Source organism: Lentzea albida, assembly GCF_900111005.1.
Classification (GTDB): domain Bacteria; phylum Actinomycetota; class Actinomycetes; order Mycobacteriales; family Pseudonocardiaceae; genus Lentzea; species Lentzea albida.
In genome coordinates, this window is the sequence record NZ_FOFV01000012.1 from 96,117 (window position 1) to 110,831 (window position 14,715).

The window sequence follows — 14,715 nt, forward strand, 5'->3', positions numbered from 1 at the left end:
AGGGGCCCTCCTTCAAGCTATGTCTTGGAGTTCTTCCGGCGGCCCGTGGCGATGCCGTCGAGCAGGATCGCGAGGTACTGGTCGGCCACCGCCTCCGCGCGCAGTTCGCCGTCCGGCCGGTACCAGCGCACGGCCACCCACACCGTGTCGCGGATGAACCGGTACGCCACGTCCACGTCGAGGTCGGCGCGGAACACGCCCGCGCTGATCCCCTCCTCCAGCAGCACCGTCCACAGCTTGCGGAACTCCACGCTGCGGTCGTCGATGTAGGAGAACCGCTCCAGGCCGGTGAGGTGCTTGGCCTCGTTCTGGTAGATCGCGACGGCGGCGTGCCGGGTGTCGATCGCCTCGAACGACGCCACGACCAGGGCCTTCAGCGTCTGCTTGGGGCCGAGCCCGGCGTCGACGATCTCCCGGTACCGCGTGAACAGCTCGTCCAGGAACGTCCGCAGGATCTCGTCCACCATCGACTCCTTGGAGTCGAAGTGGTGGTAGAGGCTGCCGGACAGGATCCCCGCCGCGTCCGCGATGTCGCGCACGGTCGTCTGCCCGTACCCGCGTTCGGCGAACATCTTCGCCGCCAACGCGAGCAGTTCCTGCCTTCTGGTGCTCACGGTCTTACCTTCCTCACGGGTGCTGACTGCTCACCGAGACGACCTCGCCCGTCAGGTAGGACGAGTAGTCGCTGGCGAGGAACACGATCACATTCGCGACCTCCCAGGGCTCGGCGGCGCGCCCGAAAGCCTCCCGGGACGCCAGTTCCGTCAGCAACTCCTCACTGGTGACCTTGGTCAAGAACGGGTGCGCCGCCAAGCTCGGCGCGACCGCGTTCACCCGGATGCCGTGCTCGGCGACGTCCATCGCGGCGCACCTCGTCAGCGCCATGACGCCCGCTTTCGCTGCGGCGTAATGGGCTTGACCCTTCTGGGCGCGCCAGCCGATCACACTGGAGTTGTTAACGACGACACCGCTTCGTTGGACGACCATTCGGCGTAACGCGGCCCTGGTGCAGCGGAAGGTGCCGTTCAGCGTGACGTCCAGGACTTTCGCCCACTCGTCGTCGGTCATGTCCAGGACGGACTTCTCGCCGCCCAGGCCGGCGTTGTTGACCATCACGTCGATGCGGCCGTAGCGCTCGACCGTCTCGTCGACCAGGTGCTGCACCTGCTGCTCGTCGGTGACGTCGCACGGGACGGCGTGGGCGGTGCCGAGAGCCTCGTGCGTCTCCTTGAGGCGGCGCTCGTGCCAGTCGCTGATGACCACCGTGGCGCCCTCTTCGAGGCACCTCTTGGCGGTGGCACTGCCGATGCCGGTGCCCGCCGCGGCCGTGACCACGACGACCTTGTCCCGGAGCAGGTCGTGGCCGGTCATCGCGGCAGTCCCAGGACGCGGTGGGCGATGATCTCGCGCTGGATCTCGTCCGAGCCGCCGTAGATCGTCTCCGCGCGGCTGAACAGGAACAGGCGCTGCCACTCGTTGTCGTCGATCATCGACTCGGGCCCGAGCGAGTCCATCGCGAGCTCGCCGAGCCTGCGGTGCCAGCTCCCCCAGAACAGCTTCAGCACGGACGCCTCCGGGCCCGGTTCGTCGTTCAGGGTCCTCATGGTGTGCGAGCGCATCACGTGCAGCTCGAGCCACGCCCTGGTGAGGCGTTCGTCGTCCGGGTTCGTGGCCATGATCGCGTCGAGCTGGCGGCGGAAGCCCACCTGGTGCCCGAGCATCGCCGTGCCGCGTTCGAAGCCGAGGGTGGCCATCGCGATCTTCCAGCCCTCGCCGGGCTCGCCCACGACGTTCGCGCGCGCCGTCACCGCTTCGTCGAAGAAGACCTCGTTGAACTCGGACGTGCCGGTGAGCTGGCGGATCGGCCGGACCTCGACGCCGGGCTGGTTCATCGGCACGAGCAGGTACGAGAGGCCGTGGTGCCGTTGGGAACCGGGTTCGGTGCGGCACAGCACGAAGATCCAGTCCGAGTAGTGCGCGTTCGACGTCCAGATCTTCTGGCCGTTGATCACCCACCGGTCGCCGTCGAGAGCGGCCTTGGTCTGCACGGACGCGAGGTCCGAGCCGGCGCCCGGTTCGGAGTAGCCCTGGCACCACAGCTCGTCGAGCGTGCGGATCTTCGGCAGGAAGCGCGCCTTCTGCTCCGGTGTGCCGAAGGCGAGCAGCGTCGGGCCGAGCAGGCCCTCGCCCACGATGTCGACCTTCGCCGGCGCGTCGGCCTCCGCGTACTCCTCGTGGAAGACCACCTGCTCCTCCACGCTGCGCTCGCCGGGCCAGCCGAGGCACGTCCACCCGCTCCGCGCGAGATGGCGGTGCCACCGCAGCCTGCCCTCGAACGCCTCGTGCTCGCGGCCAGGTCCACCCAGGCCGCGCAGCTCAGCGAACTCACCGACGAGGTTGGCGGACAACCATTCCCGCACCTCGCGCCGGAAGGACTCCATGGGCCATACTCTAACCTACCAAGCACTTGCTTTGGAGGGCGTTGTGGCCGTAGATCCAAGCAGGCAAACGGTTTCAGCCGTGCTCGACCGCGCTGCTGCTTCGTACATCGACGCGGAGGCGTTGGTGGACGGGGAGGTCCGCCTCAGCTGGCGCGAGCTCCGCTCGGCGGTGCTCGACGCGGCGCGCGCCCTCGTGGGGATGGGCGTCCGTCCGGGTGATCGGGTGGCCCTGTGCGCGCCCAACTCGGCGCGGTGGGTGGTCGCGGCGCTCGGGGCGTTGCGGGCGGGCGCCGCGCTCGTGCCGATCAACACCCGGTTCACCGCGACGGAGACGCTGGACGTGCTCCGCCGCAGTGCCGCTCGGGTGCTGGTCGTGGAGGGCGAGTTCCTCGGCCGCGACCGGGAGGCGGAACTCCGTGTGCTGTCCCCGGAACTGCCCGCGGTGGTGCGACTACCGACCACGTGGGTTCCGGCCGATGCGGATCTGCCCGAGCTTTCCGGGGAAGCGTTGTGCGACGTCATGTTCACCTCCGGTACGACGGGGCGCAGCAAGGGGGCGATGAGCGCGCACCGGCAGTCGATCGGGGTGGCCGAGGCCTGGGCGGCCTGTGGTGAGCTGACGTCCGCGGACCGGTACCTGGTCGTCAACCCCTTCTTCCACACCTTCGGGTACAAGGCGGGGATCCTCGCCTGCCTGCTCACCGGCGCGACGATCGTGCCGCAGCCGGTGTTCGACGTCGTCGAGACGATGCGGCTGGTCGAGCGGGAGCGGATCACCGTGCTGCCGGGGCCGCCGACGATCTTCCAGACGCTCCTCGACCACCCGGAGCGCGGCTCGTTCGACCTGTCGAGCCTGCGGCTCGCCGTCACCGGCGCCGCGGTCGTGCCGGTGGTGCTGATCGAACGGATGCGGTCGGAGCTCTCGCTGACCGTGCTCACCGCGTACGGACTGACCGAGGCGGTCGTCGCCACGATGTGTCGGCCGGGTGACTCGCCGGAGACGGTCGCGCACACCTGCGGGGCACCGATGGCGGGGTTCGAACTGCGGCTGGGCGCGCGGGACGAGGTGTTGCTGCGCGGCCCCAACGTGATGCTCGGGTACCTCGACGACCCTGCCGCCACCGCCGAGGCCGTCGATGCCGACGGCTGGTTGCACACCGGTGACGTCGGACGGCTGGACTCCCGCGGCTACCTGTCCATCACCGACCGGCTCAAGGACATGTACATCTGCGGCGGGTTCAACGTCTACCCCGCAGAGGTCGAGCAGGCACTGGCCCGGTTGCCGGGCGTCGCCGAGGTGGCCGTGGTCGGCAGGGCGGACGCACGGCTCGGCGAGGTGGGGCTCGCCTTCGTCGTGACGGCGCCGGGGTCCTCGCTCAGCGAGTCCGACGTGATCGCGTTCTGCCGCGAACGGCTGGCCAACTACAAGGTGCCGCGCGCGGTCGAGTTCGTGCCGGCACTCCCCCGCAACGCGATGGGCAAGGTCCTCAAAACCCAACTGCGCAAGGAGAACGCGTGACAGTCTCGTATGAGCGGCGGGACGCGGTCGCCGTCGTGACCATGAACCGCCCGGAGTACCGCAACGCGCAGAACTCGGCGATGACCTACGCGTTGGACGAGGCCTTCACCCGCGCGGTCGACGACGACGAGGTCAAGGTGATCGTCCTGGCGGGCGCCGGCGACCACTTCTCCGCGGGCCACGACATCGGTTCTCCCGGCCGTGACGTCGACGTCTCCTTCGAGCGCAGGGCCGTGATGTGGTGGGACCACGTCGGCCGCGAGGGCGGTGACCTCCGGTTCGCCCGCGAGATGGAGGTCTACCTCGGCATGTGCCGGCGGTGGCGGGAGATCCCGAAGCCGACGATCGCGATGGTGCAGGGCGCGTGCGTGGCCGGCGGCCTGATGCTCGCCTGGGTGTGCGACCTGGTCGTGGCGTCCGAGGACGCGTTCTTCGCCGATCCCGTCGTGCGCATGGGGATTCCGGGCGTCGAGTACTTCGCGCACCCGTGGGTGCTCGGGCCGCGCGCCGCCAAGGAGGTGCTCTTCACCGGCGACCGGTTCTCCGCCCAGCGCGCCTACGAGTGGGGCATGGTCTCGCGCGTCGTGCCACGTGCCTCGCTGGAGTCGTCCGTGTTCGAGCTGGCCGGGCGGATCTCGGCGATGCCGCGGTTCGGGCTGGCGCTCGCCAAGAAGGCGGTCAACCAGTCCGAGGACCTGATGGGCCTGCGCGCCGGCATGGACTCGGTGTTCGGGCTGCACCACTTCGCGCACGCGCACAACGCCGAGGTGAGCTCCGACGCGCTGGCGGGGATGGACGCCCGCGCGATGAAGAAGGCCTCCGGCTGATGGACCTCTCGCTGGATGCCGAGACCCTGTCGTTCCAGGCCGAGGTGCGCGCCTGGCTGGCTTCGCACGTGCGTTCGCTGTCGTCGATGGACACCGCCGAGGGCTTCGAGGAACACCGCGCGTGGGAACGTTCGCTGGCCGCCGAGCGGTTGTCGGTCGTGTCGTGGCCTGCGGTCTACGGAGGTCGGGAGGCCTCGCTGCTGCAGTGGCTGGTGTTCGAGGAGGAGTACCACGCCTCGGGCGCACCGGGACGCGTGTCGCAGAACGGCATCTTCCTGCTGGCGCCGACGTTGTTCGCGCACGGCACCGACGAGCAACGCGCGCGGATCCTGCCCGCGATGGCCCGCGCCGACGAGGTGTGGGCGCAGGCCTGGTCGGAACCCGAGGCGGGGTCGGACCTGGCGTCGTTGCGCAGCACGGCCACCCGCTGCGACGGCGGCTGGCTGCTGCGCGGCCAGAAGACCTGGAGCTCCCGCGCGGCGTTCGCGGACCGCGCGTTCGGCCTGTTCCGCACCGGCCCCGGCGAGCGCCACCGCGGTCTGACCTACCTGCTCTTCGACCTGCGTTCGGACGGCGTCACCGTGCGCCCGATCGACCAGCTCGACGGCGAGCCGGGCTTCGCCGAGATCTTCCTGGACGACGTGTTCGTGCCGGACCACGACGTCGTCGGCGAGGTCGGCGACGGCTGGCGCGTGGCGATGAGCACCGCGGGCAACGAGCGCGGCCTCACCCTGCGCTCACCGGGCCGTTTCACCGCCGCGGCCTCCCGCCTGGTCGAGCTCTACCGCAAGAACCCGGACCCGGCCCTGCGCGACCGAGTCGTCGACGCGTGGATCGGCGCGCAGGCCTACCGCCTCCACACCTACGGTGCTTTGGCCTCGCCGTTGAGCGGACCGGCCGCGAGCGTGACGAAGGTGTTCTGGTCGGAGCTGGACGTCGCCCTGCACGAGACGGCGCTCGACCTCCTGGGCGAGGTGGCGCCGGGGTGGCGGGACGGGTGGCTGTTCTCGCTGTCGGGGCCGATCTACGCGGGCACCAACGAGATCCAGCGCAACGTGATCGCCGAACGACTCCTGGGGCTGCCGCGATGATGTTCACACTGTCGGCGGAGCAGACCGACTTCGCCTCCGTGCTGCACGACTTCCTGAAGGCGGGCGGGACGGACCTGGCGTCGCTCGGGGTGGACCAGGTGACGGACCCGGTCGACCTGGTGGTGCTGTTCGAGGAGGTGGGGCACCACGCGGTGGCGGGGCCGCTGGTGGAGACGCTCGCGGTGGTGCCGGCGCTGATCGGGTCGTCAGGCGGGTCGAGCTGTTCCGTGGCGTTCCCTCCCCTGCTCCCCCACGCCCCCGAAGCCGACCGCTACCTCCTGGTCGACGGCGACACCCTCCGCGAAGCCACCCCCATCACCGAACTCGACTCCGTCGACCCGACCCGCCGCCTGGTCGAACTCACCCCCGGCCCCGTGATCGCGACCGACGCGCCCACCGGCAGAGCGTTCGACCTGGGCGTCCTAACCACCTCCGCGCAGCTCCTGGGCCTCGGCCGCGCCCTGCTCGAGATGACCACCGAGCACGCCAAGGCCCGCACCCAGTTCGGCACGCCGATCGGCCGGTTCCAGGCGGTCAAGCACCACCTCGCGAACGTCCTCATCGGACTCGAGCTCGCCCGGCCGCTGGTGTTCGGCGCGGCCGTGACCATGAGTGCGCGGGACGTGTCCGCCGCCAAGGTCGCCACGTCCGACGCCGCGTGGCAGGCCGCTCGCGTCGCGTTGCAGGTGCACGGAGCGATCGGGTACACCGCCGAGCACGGCCTCGGGCGGTTCCTGCTGCAGACCCGAGCCCTGCGCACCGCGTGGGGCAGTCCGTCGATGCACCGAGCACGTGTGCTGGAGGCGTTGTGACACCGGAACAACTGGCTCTCAGGGACGCCGTCCGCAGCCTGTTGGCCAAGCACTCGGACGTGCGCGCGGCCATCGAGACCCCGCACGGCTACGACAAGGACGTGTGGGCGCGGCTCACCGACATCGGCGTGCTGCCGATCCCCGAGCGATACGGCGGTTCGGGCGCGACACGAGCCGAGACCACCATCGCCCTCGAAGAGCTCGGCCGCACCCTCACGCCCTCGCCGCTGCTGGCGTCGACGCTGGCCGTCGAGGCGCTGCTGGCCGCGGAGAACGAGGAGGCGTGCGAGCGGTTGTTGCCGCGGATCGCGGACGGGACGGTCGCCACGCTCATCTGGCCCTGGCACGGCACCGAGTACGACCTCGACGGTCCGGCGCGCTACGTGCTGAACGGCGACACCGCCGAGATCGTCCTCGCGACCGACGGCACCGACCTGTACGAGGTCGACCCCGGCGCCGCCCGCGAACACACCCCGACGATGGACCAGACCCGCCGCCTGGCCACCGTCACACCGAGTGGCGCGACCCGTCTGGGTCCGTGGGATCCGGGAGTCCGCGACATCGCGTTGGCCGCGTTGTGCGCCGAACAGGTCGGCACGGCCGCGCGAGCCCTGGAGCTCACCGTCGAGCACACGAAGACCAGGGTTCAGTTCGGCAGGCCGATCGGCTCGTTCCAGGCGTTGAAGCACCGCATGGCCGACATGCACGTTCTCGTGGAGACCGCGAGGTCGGCCGCGGGAGCGTTCACCGACGAGATCTCGGCGGCGGTGGCGAAGGTGTACTGCTCGGAGGCGTTGTTCGAGGTCGCGGCCGAGATGGTCCAGTTGCACGGCGGCATCGCGATCACGTGGGAGCACGACGCGCACCTCTACCTGAAGCGGGCGCACGGCAGCGGACAGCTGTTCGGCAGCCCTGTCATGCACCTCCAACGCCTCAAGGCCAAAATCTGACAGGTGGACGTCAAGACCTACGCGGTGGTCACGGACCTGTGCGCGCGGTTCGCGGGGCGGCTGGACGACGACGCGCTGAACTCGGTGCGGGTGCACTACTTCGCCGGGGAGCCCGCGCTGGCGGAGGCGACGCTGCTGCTCACCCTGGCGCACGGGGACATCGGCATCACGCGGGAGGAGCACGACCTCATCCGGTCCACCTCGGACGATCCCGACCTGGCCGCCGTGCGCATCATCGACCAGGTGCCGCCGCTCGCCTACCGCTTCAGCCCCACCGGTCCCGCGGACGCGCCGGACCCGGGCAGGGCCGACCAGGTGCTGGCCGACGAGGCGGCGCGGTACGGCGGACGCGTGCTCCGTCGCGCGTGGCGCGACCCGTTGCCCGGCGCTCCGGACACCGCGAAGTGGACGTACCTGCTGCACACCGACGACGCCGACGTGCTCGGGGTGTACGCGGGCCTGTCCGGACGGCTCCGGGTCACGCTGGAGGAGAAGTGGCCGCTGGAGGTGGTGCACACCAACGTGTCCCCGTACCAGGCCGCCGCCTCACTGGCCCCGCGGATCTGGGTGGCCTAGGAGGCTCCGGAACCGGGGGCACTCCAGGTGCGTCGGCGCCGGGCACGCCGCCGCGTGCCGCAGGTCGTCGCGCATCAACGCCAGCTTCTGGATCGTCGCGTCCAGTTCGTCGGCCTTCGCGGCGAGCATCTCGCGGTTCGGCGACGGGCGGCCGTCGGGCGAGAACATCAGCGTGATCTCGTCGAGCGAGAACCCCGCCGTGCGGCAGACCGCGATCAACGCCAGCTGTTCCAGCACGGCCGACGTGAACACGCGCGTCAGGCCTTGCCGTCGCACGGAGGCGATCAGGCCGCGCTCCTCGTAGTAGCGCAGGGTCGAGGCGGGCACGCCCGAACGGCGGACCACCTCGCCGATGCCGATCTCAGCGGAATCCACGACACTTGACCTCAAGCCGACTTGAAGTAGGACGGTAGGACCATGACATCCAACAGCGCCCAGGCCGAGTGGTGGAACGCAGCGGGGCAGGGCTGGGCGAACGCGCAGGACATCGTGGGTCTGATGCTGCGGCCCTTCCAGGACGTGCTCGTCGACGCCGCGGCCCGGCGCCCGCGCACCAGCGTTCTCGACGTCGGGTGCGGTACGGGTGCCGTCACGAGGGCGATCGCCGAGGCCACCGGGGCGGCCTGCGTGGGCGTCGACATCGCCGAGTCGATGCTCGAAGCCGCCCGCGCGCACGGCAAGGCGGAATACGTCCGGGCGGACGCGCAGGTGCACACGTTCGACAGGAGCTTCGACCTGGTCGTGAGCCGGTTCGGGGTCATGTTCTTCGACGACCCGACGGCCGCCTTCGCGAACCTGCGCAGGGCCGCGACCGGCGAACTCTGCTTCATCACCTGGCGCGGCAGGGACGAGAACCCGTTCATGACCACCGCCTCCGAAGTCGCGGCGACGCTGGCACCCGACGCACCGGCACCGGACCCGAACGGTCCCGGCCCGCACGCGTTCGCCGACCCCGGCCACACCCGCTCCGTTCTCGCGGACGCGGGCTGGACGGGGATCGACGTCCAGCCGGTCGATCGGACCTGCACGATCCCCGAGAACCTGCTCGCCATGTACCTGAGCAACCTCGGCCCCATCTCCCGCGCGCTCGCCGCCGTACCCGAAGAGGACCGCCCGGGGATGCTGGCCGGCGTCCGGAGCGCGTTCGACGGCTTCGTGCACGGCGACGAGGTGCGGGTGCCCGCCGCGTGCTGGCAGGTCACCGCGTCAGCTCCACTCTGACTGGCGCTGCCACGTCAGGAGGGTGTCGAGCACCTCGCCGGACCAGCCGCGCGGGTCCAGCTCGGCGTGCGAGGCGTACCGGCCGCGGTAGAACAGCAGCGGCTGCGCCTCGCGCACCGGGCCCAGCTCGACCACGGAACCGACGACCATGTGGTGGTCGCCGGCGTCGTGCACCACCGACACCTCGCAGTCGACCCACGTCAGGGTGCCGTCGAGCACCGGAGCGCCGGTGGCCGACGGCGTCCACGACACCCCGGCGAACTTGTCCGCGCCCGCCCTGCCGAACACCGTGGAGATCTCCCGCTGGTCCTCCGCCAGCACGTTCACGCAGAACGAGCCGGAGGACGCCATCGCCGCCCAGCTGCGCGAGGTCCGCTGTGGACAGAACACCACCAGCGGCGGGTCCAGCGAGAGAGCCGCGAACGCCTGGCAGGCGAACCCGACGGGGCCCTCGGCGGACATGCCGGTCACCACGGTCACCCCGGTGCAGAAGTGGCCGAGCACGGAACGGTAGCGGGCCGTTACCTCTGACCGCATTACTTCTGGACGCCGACGCTGAAGTCGTGACCCCACAGGCTCACCGCCGTGCTCTCGCGTGCGATCCAGTCCTCATCGTCCACCTGCCGTCCCTCGCACCCGAACTCGACGTCGAACCCGCCGGGAGTCTTCATGTAGAAAGACAACATCAGGTCGTTGACGTGCCGGCCCAGGGTCGCCGACATCGGCACCTTGCGGCGCAGGGCGCGGTCCAGCGTCAGGCCGACGTCGTCGGTGTTCTCGACCTCGACCATCAGGTGCACGATCCCGCTCGGCGTCGGCATCGGCAGGAACGCGAGGCTGTGGTGGCGCGGGTTGCAGCCGAAGAACCGCAGCCACGCGGGTGGTCCGTCGGCGGGACGGCCGACGAACTGCGGTGGCAGGCGCATCGAGTCGCGCAACCGGAAGCCCAGCACGTCGCGGTAGAAGTGCAGCGCGGCCTCGTCGTCCGAAGTGGACAGCACGACGTGCCCGAGCCCCTGTTCCTCCGTCACGAACCGGTGCCCGTACGGCGACACCACGCGCCGGTGCTCCAAAGCCGCGCCGTGGAACACCTCCAACGTGTTCCCGGACGGGTCCTCGAACCGGATCAGCCCGGTGACGCGCCGTTCGGCCAGGTCTTCCGCCGAGCCCTCGACGTACGAGACACCGGCCGAGGCCAGGCGTTTCGCGACCTCTTCCAGTTCGGCCTCGGTGGCCGCCTCCCAGCCGGAGGCCTGCAACCGGTCCTTCTCGCCCGGCACGATCACGAGCCGTGCCGGGAAGTCGTCCATCCGCAGGTAGAGCGCGCCGGGCGTCGAGCCCCTGCCCTCCACCATGCCGAGGACCTTCAACCCGAACTCGCGCCACCGGTCCAGGTCGGTGGCCTCGATCCGGAGATACCCCAGCGACCGGATGCCCATCACGCCTCCGTCAGGAAATCGAGGGCGAGCCTGTTGAACTCGTCGAACTTCTCGAGCTGCGCCCAGTGCCCGCACCCGCCGAACACGTGCAGCTGTGCCCGCGGGATCAGTTTCGTCGCCAGCAACGCGCCGTCGAGCGGGTTGACCCGGTCCTCCCGGCCCCACACGAGCAGAACCCGTTGGCGCAGCTTGTAGGCCTCGCGCCAGAGCATGCCCTGCTCGAAGTCGGGACCGGAGAACGACTTGCCCAACGCCGCCATCGCGCGCAGCGACTCCGGTTGCCGGGCCGCCTCGAACCGTTCGTCGACCAGCTCCTCGGTGATCAGCGACTGGTCGAAGACCATGATCCGCAGGAACTCCTCGATCTTCTCCCGCGTGGGCGTGCGGGCGAACGCGCTGAGCTTGCGCACGCCTTCGGTCGGATCGGGCGAGAAGACGTTCAGCGACAGCCCACCCGGCCCCATCAGCACCAGCCGACCGGCGCGTTTCCCGTGGTCGAGAGCGAATCGGACCGCGGTACCACCGCCCAGCGAGTTGCCCAGGACGTGCGCCCGCTCGACCCCCAACTCGTCGAGCAGGTCCAGCAAAGCCCTGGAGGCGAAGGAGAAGTACTGGTCGTGCTCGGCCGGCTTGTCCGACTGGCCGTAGCCCGGCATGTCGACCGCCAGCACCCGGAACGACTTCGCGAACACCGGGATGTTCGCGCGGAAGTTCGACAGCGCCGACGCACCGGGCCCGCCGCCGTGCAGCAGGACCAGCGTCTCGGCGTTGTCCGCGCCCGCCTCGTGGTAGTGCAACCGCACGCTCATCAACGCCCCCTCAGAAGAGCCCGTCGCGGACCTGGATGCCGAGCTCGTTCTTGCCGTACAGCACGAGCACGCGTTCCGGGTCGTTGCCCGCGTGCACCCGTGCGGCGTGCGCGTCGCGCCAGAACCGTGGCAACGGCAGTCCGGCGTTGATCGCCTTGCCGCCCGCGCTCTCGAACAGCAGGTCGATCGCGCCGAGCGCCCGCCCGCTGCCGAGCACCTGGTCGCGCCGGGCCCGCAGGCGCAGGTCGAGCGGGATCTTCGTGTCGGCGACGGCGTGCGCCCACTCCTCGGTGATGTCCTTCTCGAGCGTCCACCACGCCACGTCGATGTCGGCCGCCGCGGTCGCGATCCTGACCTGCGCGAACGGGTCGTCGACCGACTTCTCCCCCAGGTACGCCGCCCGGACGCGGTCCCGGGTCGCGCCGACGTGCAGCGCGTACGCGCCGGTCGCCATCCCGATGATCGGCGCCGTCACCGCGTACGGGTGGATCGTCCCGTACGGCATGCGGAACAACGGGCCGGCGTTGACCTCCTGGCCGGGGCACTTGCAGCGCGCGGTGTTCGCCATGCTCAGCGCCCGGTGCTCCGGCACGAACACGTCGTCCACCACGATGTCGTTGCTGCCCGTGCCGCGCAGGCCGACGGTGTCCCAGACGTCGTTGATCGCGTAGTCGGCGATCGGCAGCAGGAACGTGCGGAAGTCGACCGGTTTGCCCTCGTCGTTCATGACGAGCCCGCCGAGCAGCACCCAGGTCGCGTGGTCGCAGCCGGACGAGAAGCTCCACCTGCCGCTGAACCGGAACCCGCCCTCGACCGCCTTCGCCCGGCCCGTCGGCGCGTAGGAGGACGAGATCCGCGTGTCCTGGTCCTCGCCGAACACCTCCTGCTGTGCCCGGTCGTCGAACAGCCCGACGTGCCACGGGTGCACGCCCAGCACGGACGCGACCCAGCCCGTCGAGCCGCACGCGCTCGCGATCAGGCGCACGGCGGTGTAGAAGTCGAGCGGGTGCGACTCGAAGCCGCCGTACCGCGCGGGTTGCAGCATCCGGAAGAACCCGGTCTCCTGCAACGCCTTGATGGTCTCCGGCGGCACCCTGCGCAGTTCCTCCGCCTCGCCCGCGCGTTCGGCCAGCGTCGGCAGCAGTTCCCGCACCTTGCCGAGGATTTCCTCGCTCATCGGACGTTCTCCCTGCTCAGCTCCAGTGCGATGTCGATCAGCTGGTCCTCCTGCCCGCCGACGAGCTTGCGCTCGCCCGCGCGGACGAGGATCTGCGCGCCGGACACGCCGTAGCGCTGTGCCTGCGTGTAGGCGTGTTTGAGGAAGCTGGAGTAGACGCCCGCGTAGCCCATCATCAGCGCCATCCGGTCGAGCAGGCACTCGTCGGGCATGACGGGCCGGACGACGTCCTCGGCCGCATCCACGATCTTGAAGAAGTCGACGCCGGTCTCGAAGCCGAGCTTGTCGCAGACGCCGACGAACGCCTCCAGCGGCGTGTTCCCCGCTCCCGCACCGAATCCGCGCACGCTGCCGTCGATCTGCTCGGCACCCGCCCGTGCCGCGGCGACGGAGTTCGCGACGCTCAGCCCGAGGTTCTCGTGCCCGTGGAAGCCGACCTGGGCGTCCTTTCCCAGTTCCGCGACCAACGCCTCGACGCGCTCGGAGACCTGCTCCAGCACCAGGGCTCCGGCCGAGTCGACCACGTAGACGCACTGGCAGCCCGCGTCGGCCATGATCCGCGCCTGCTTCGCCAACGCCTCCGGCGGCTGCGAGTGGGCCATCATCAGGAACCCGACGGTCTCCAGCCCGCGTTCGCGGGCCAGCTGGAAGTGCTGCACGGACACGTCGGCCTCGGTGCAGTGCGTGGCGATCCGCACGATCGAGGCGCCGTTGTCCTGGGAGACGAGGATGTCGTCCTTCACCCCGACACCCGGCAGCATCAGCACGGCGATCCTGGCCCGCGTCGCGGTCTCGGCCGCGATCTTGATGAGCTCCTGCTCCGGCGTGTGGCTGAAGCCGTAGTTGAACGACGACCCGCCCAGCCCGTCGCCGTGCGTCACCTCGATCACCGGCACCCCGGCGCCGTCGAGTGCCGCGACGATCGAGCGCACGTCGTCCGCCGTGAACTGGTGTCGCTTGTGGTGCGAGCCGTCACGCAGTGACGTGTCGGTGAGCCGCAGCTGCATTGGCGATCTCCTCCCCCACCTTGGTCGCGGCGGCCGTCATGATGTCGAGGTTCCCGGCGTACTCGGGCAGGAAGTCGCCCGCTCCCGCGACCTCGACGAAGATCGCGACGCGGCCGGCGTCGTACTGCGGTTCGCGCAGCAACCGGAATCCCGGCACGTACGAACGGATGTCCGTCTCCATGCGCGCGATCGAGTCGGTGATCGGGTCCGGGTCGGTGTCCTCGGGGATCGCGCAGAAGATCGTGTCGCGCATGATCATCGGCGGGTCGGCCGGATTCAGCACGATGATCGCCTTGCCCTTCGCGGCACCCCCGATCTCCTCGATGCCCCGGCTGGTCGTGCGGGTGAACTCGTCGATGTTGGCCCGTGTGCCCGGCCCCGCCGACACCGACGCGACGCTCGCGACGATCTCGGCGTACGACACCGGTACGACCCGGGACACCGCGTGCACCATGGGGATCGTGGCCTGGCCACCGCACGTGATCAGGTTGATGTTGGGCGCGTCCGCGTGCTCACCGAGGTTGACCGGCGGCACGACGTGCGGCCCGACCGCAGCCGGTGTCAGGTCGATCGCCCGCACGCCCGCCTCGGCGTAGCGCGGCGCGTTGGCCCGGTGCACCGCCGCGGACGTCGCCTCGAACACGACGTCCGGCAGTTCGTCCTGGCGCAGCAACCACTCCGCGCCGTCCACCGAGACCTCGAGCCCCAGATCGGCCGCGCGCCGCAGCCCCTCGCTGGCCGGGTCGATGCCCACCATCCAGCGCGGTTCCAGCGCGTCCGAGCGCAGGAGCTTGTAAAGCAGGTCCGTGCCGATGTTGCCGGAGCCGACGATGGCCGCCTTCACCC

Annotated in this window: 17 protein-coding genes; 7 read left to right on the top strand and 10 right to left on the bottom strand. The window is 70.4% G+C overall.

The features are described 5' to 3' along the window. Positions 1–17: 17 nt before the first annotated feature. From BMY74_RS27520 to BMY74_RS27530, 3 genes are read right to left on the bottom strand one after another with little or no spacing between them, the layout of a single operon-like run. Entirely contained in the window at positions 18–614 is a 597-nt protein-coding gene (locus BMY74_RS27520) for a TetR/AcrR family transcriptional regulator (RefSeq protein WP_281245004.1), read from the bottom strand. 13 nt (positions 615–627) lie between these two features. Then, on the bottom strand, positions 628–1,371 hold the full coding sequence (locus BMY74_RS27525; protein ID WP_089921191.1) for an SDR family oxidoreductase: 744 nt from the start codon (positions 1,369–1,371) through the stop codon (positions 628–630). After that, positions 1,368–2,441: an acyl-CoA dehydrogenase family protein gene (locus BMY74_RS27530; protein WP_089921193.1), complete on the bottom strand. Its 1,074-nt coding sequence runs from the start codon at positions 2,439–2,441 to the stop codon at positions 1,368–1,370. The genes BMY74_RS27525 and BMY74_RS27530 overlap by 4 nt, the downstream gene beginning before the upstream one ends. Here BMY74_RS27530 and BMY74_RS27535 point away from each other — a divergent pair. The 6 genes from BMY74_RS27535 to BMY74_RS27560 are packed head-to-tail and all read left to right on the top strand — an operon-like array spanning position 2,440 to position 8,216. After that, positions 2,440–3,960, top strand: a complete 1,521-nt coding sequence (locus tag BMY74_RS27535; RefSeq protein ID WP_089921196.1) for a FadD3 family acyl-CoA ligase — start codon at positions 2,440–2,442, stop codon at positions 3,958–3,960. The two genes, BMY74_RS27530 and BMY74_RS27535, sit on opposite strands and share 2 nt — an antisense overlap. Further along, a complete protein-coding gene (locus tag BMY74_RS27540; RefSeq protein WP_089921200.1) occupies positions 3,957–4,787 on the top strand; it encodes an enoyl-CoA hydratase in 831 nt (276 codons plus the stop codon). Before BMY74_RS27535 ends, BMY74_RS27540 begins: the two co-directional genes overlap by 4 nt. Continuing rightward, positions 4,787–5,878 (top strand): acyl-CoA dehydrogenase family protein, encoded by a 1,092-nt coding sequence (locus BMY74_RS27545; protein ID WP_089921204.1) that lies wholly within the window; start codon positions 4,787–4,789, stop codon positions 5,876–5,878. Before BMY74_RS27540 ends, BMY74_RS27545 begins: the two co-directional genes overlap by 1 nt. After that, positions 5,875–6,690: an acyl-CoA dehydrogenase family protein gene (locus BMY74_RS27550; RefSeq protein WP_089921206.1), complete on the top strand. Its 816-nt coding sequence runs from the start codon at positions 5,875–5,877 to the stop codon at positions 6,688–6,690. The genes BMY74_RS27545 and BMY74_RS27550 overlap by 4 nt, the downstream gene beginning before the upstream one ends. Continuing rightward, complete coding sequence (locus BMY74_RS27555) at positions 6,687–7,640, top strand: acyl-CoA dehydrogenase family protein (RefSeq protein WP_089921209.1); 954 nt, start codon at positions 6,687–6,689, stop codon at positions 7,638–7,640. Before BMY74_RS27550 ends, BMY74_RS27555 begins: the two co-directional genes overlap by 4 nt. Positions 7,641–7,643: 3 nt before the next feature. Next, entirely contained in the window at positions 7,644–8,216 is a 573-nt protein-coding gene (locus BMY74_RS27560) for a hypothetical protein (RefSeq protein ID WP_089921211.1), read from the top strand. On the opposite strand, the gene BMY74_RS27565 is transcribed toward BMY74_RS27560, so the two are convergent. After that, on the bottom strand, positions 8,187–8,591 hold the full coding sequence (locus tag BMY74_RS27565; RefSeq protein ID WP_089921214.1) for a helix-turn-helix domain-containing protein: 405 nt from the start codon (positions 8,589–8,591) through the stop codon (positions 8,187–8,189). The two genes, BMY74_RS27560 and BMY74_RS27565, sit on opposite strands and share 30 nt — an antisense overlap. A gap of 42 nt (positions 8,592–8,633) precedes the next feature. Here BMY74_RS27565 and BMY74_RS27570 point away from each other — a divergent pair, with 42 nt between their 5' ends. Then, positions 8,634–9,437 carry a class I SAM-dependent methyltransferase gene (locus BMY74_RS27570; RefSeq protein ID WP_089921216.1) on the top strand — a complete coding sequence of 268 codons (804 nt, stop codon included), beginning with the start codon at positions 8,634–8,636 and terminating at the stop codon, positions 9,435–9,437. On the opposite strand, the gene hsaB is transcribed toward BMY74_RS27570, so the two are convergent. The 6 genes from hsaB to BMY74_RS27600 are packed head-to-tail and all read right to left on the bottom strand — an operon-like array spanning position 9,423 to position 14,713. Further along, positions 9,423–9,974: a 3-hydroxy-9,10-secoandrosta-1,3,5(10)-triene-9,17-dione monooxygenase reductase subunit gene (gene hsaB / locus BMY74_RS27575; RefSeq protein WP_089921219.1), complete on the bottom strand. Its 552-nt coding sequence runs from the start codon at positions 9,972–9,974 to the stop codon at positions 9,423–9,425. The two genes, BMY74_RS27570 and hsaB, sit on opposite strands and share 15 nt — an antisense overlap. Next, the gene (gene hsaC / locus BMY74_RS27580; protein WP_089921221.1) at positions 9,974–10,876 is read right to left on the bottom strand and encodes an iron-dependent extradiol dioxygenase HsaC; all 903 of its coding nucleotides are present in this window, start codon (positions 10,874–10,876) and stop codon (positions 9,974–9,976) included. The genes hsaB and hsaC overlap by 1 nt, the downstream gene beginning before the upstream one ends. Further along, positions 10,876–11,685 (bottom strand): 4,5:9,10-diseco-3-hydroxy-5,9,17-trioxoandrosta-1(10),2-diene-4-oate hydrolase, encoded by an 810-nt coding sequence (hsaD, locus tag BMY74_RS27585; RefSeq protein ID WP_089921223.1) that lies wholly within the window; start codon positions 11,683–11,685, stop codon positions 10,876–10,878. The genes hsaC and hsaD overlap by 1 nt, the downstream gene beginning before the upstream one ends. Before the next feature lie 10 nt (positions 11,686–11,695). Then, positions 11,696–12,862, bottom strand: a complete 1,167-nt coding sequence (gene hsaA, locus BMY74_RS27590; RefSeq protein WP_089921225.1) for a 3-hydroxy-9,10-secoandrosta-1,3,5(10)-triene-9,17-dione monooxygenase oxygenase subunit — start codon at positions 12,860–12,862, stop codon at positions 11,696–11,698. Beyond that, complete coding sequence (dmpG, locus tag BMY74_RS27595) at positions 12,859–13,869, bottom strand: 4-hydroxy-2-oxovalerate aldolase (protein ID WP_089921228.1); 1,011 nt, start codon at positions 13,867–13,869, stop codon at positions 12,859–12,861. Before dmpG ends, hsaA begins: the two co-directional genes overlap by 4 nt. Continuing rightward, entirely contained in the window at positions 13,835–14,713 is an 879-nt protein-coding gene (locus BMY74_RS27600) for an acetaldehyde dehydrogenase (acetylating) (RefSeq protein WP_089921231.1), read from the bottom strand. The genes dmpG and BMY74_RS27600 overlap by 35 nt, the downstream gene beginning before the upstream one ends. Positions 14,714–14,715 lie beyond the last annotated feature (2 nt).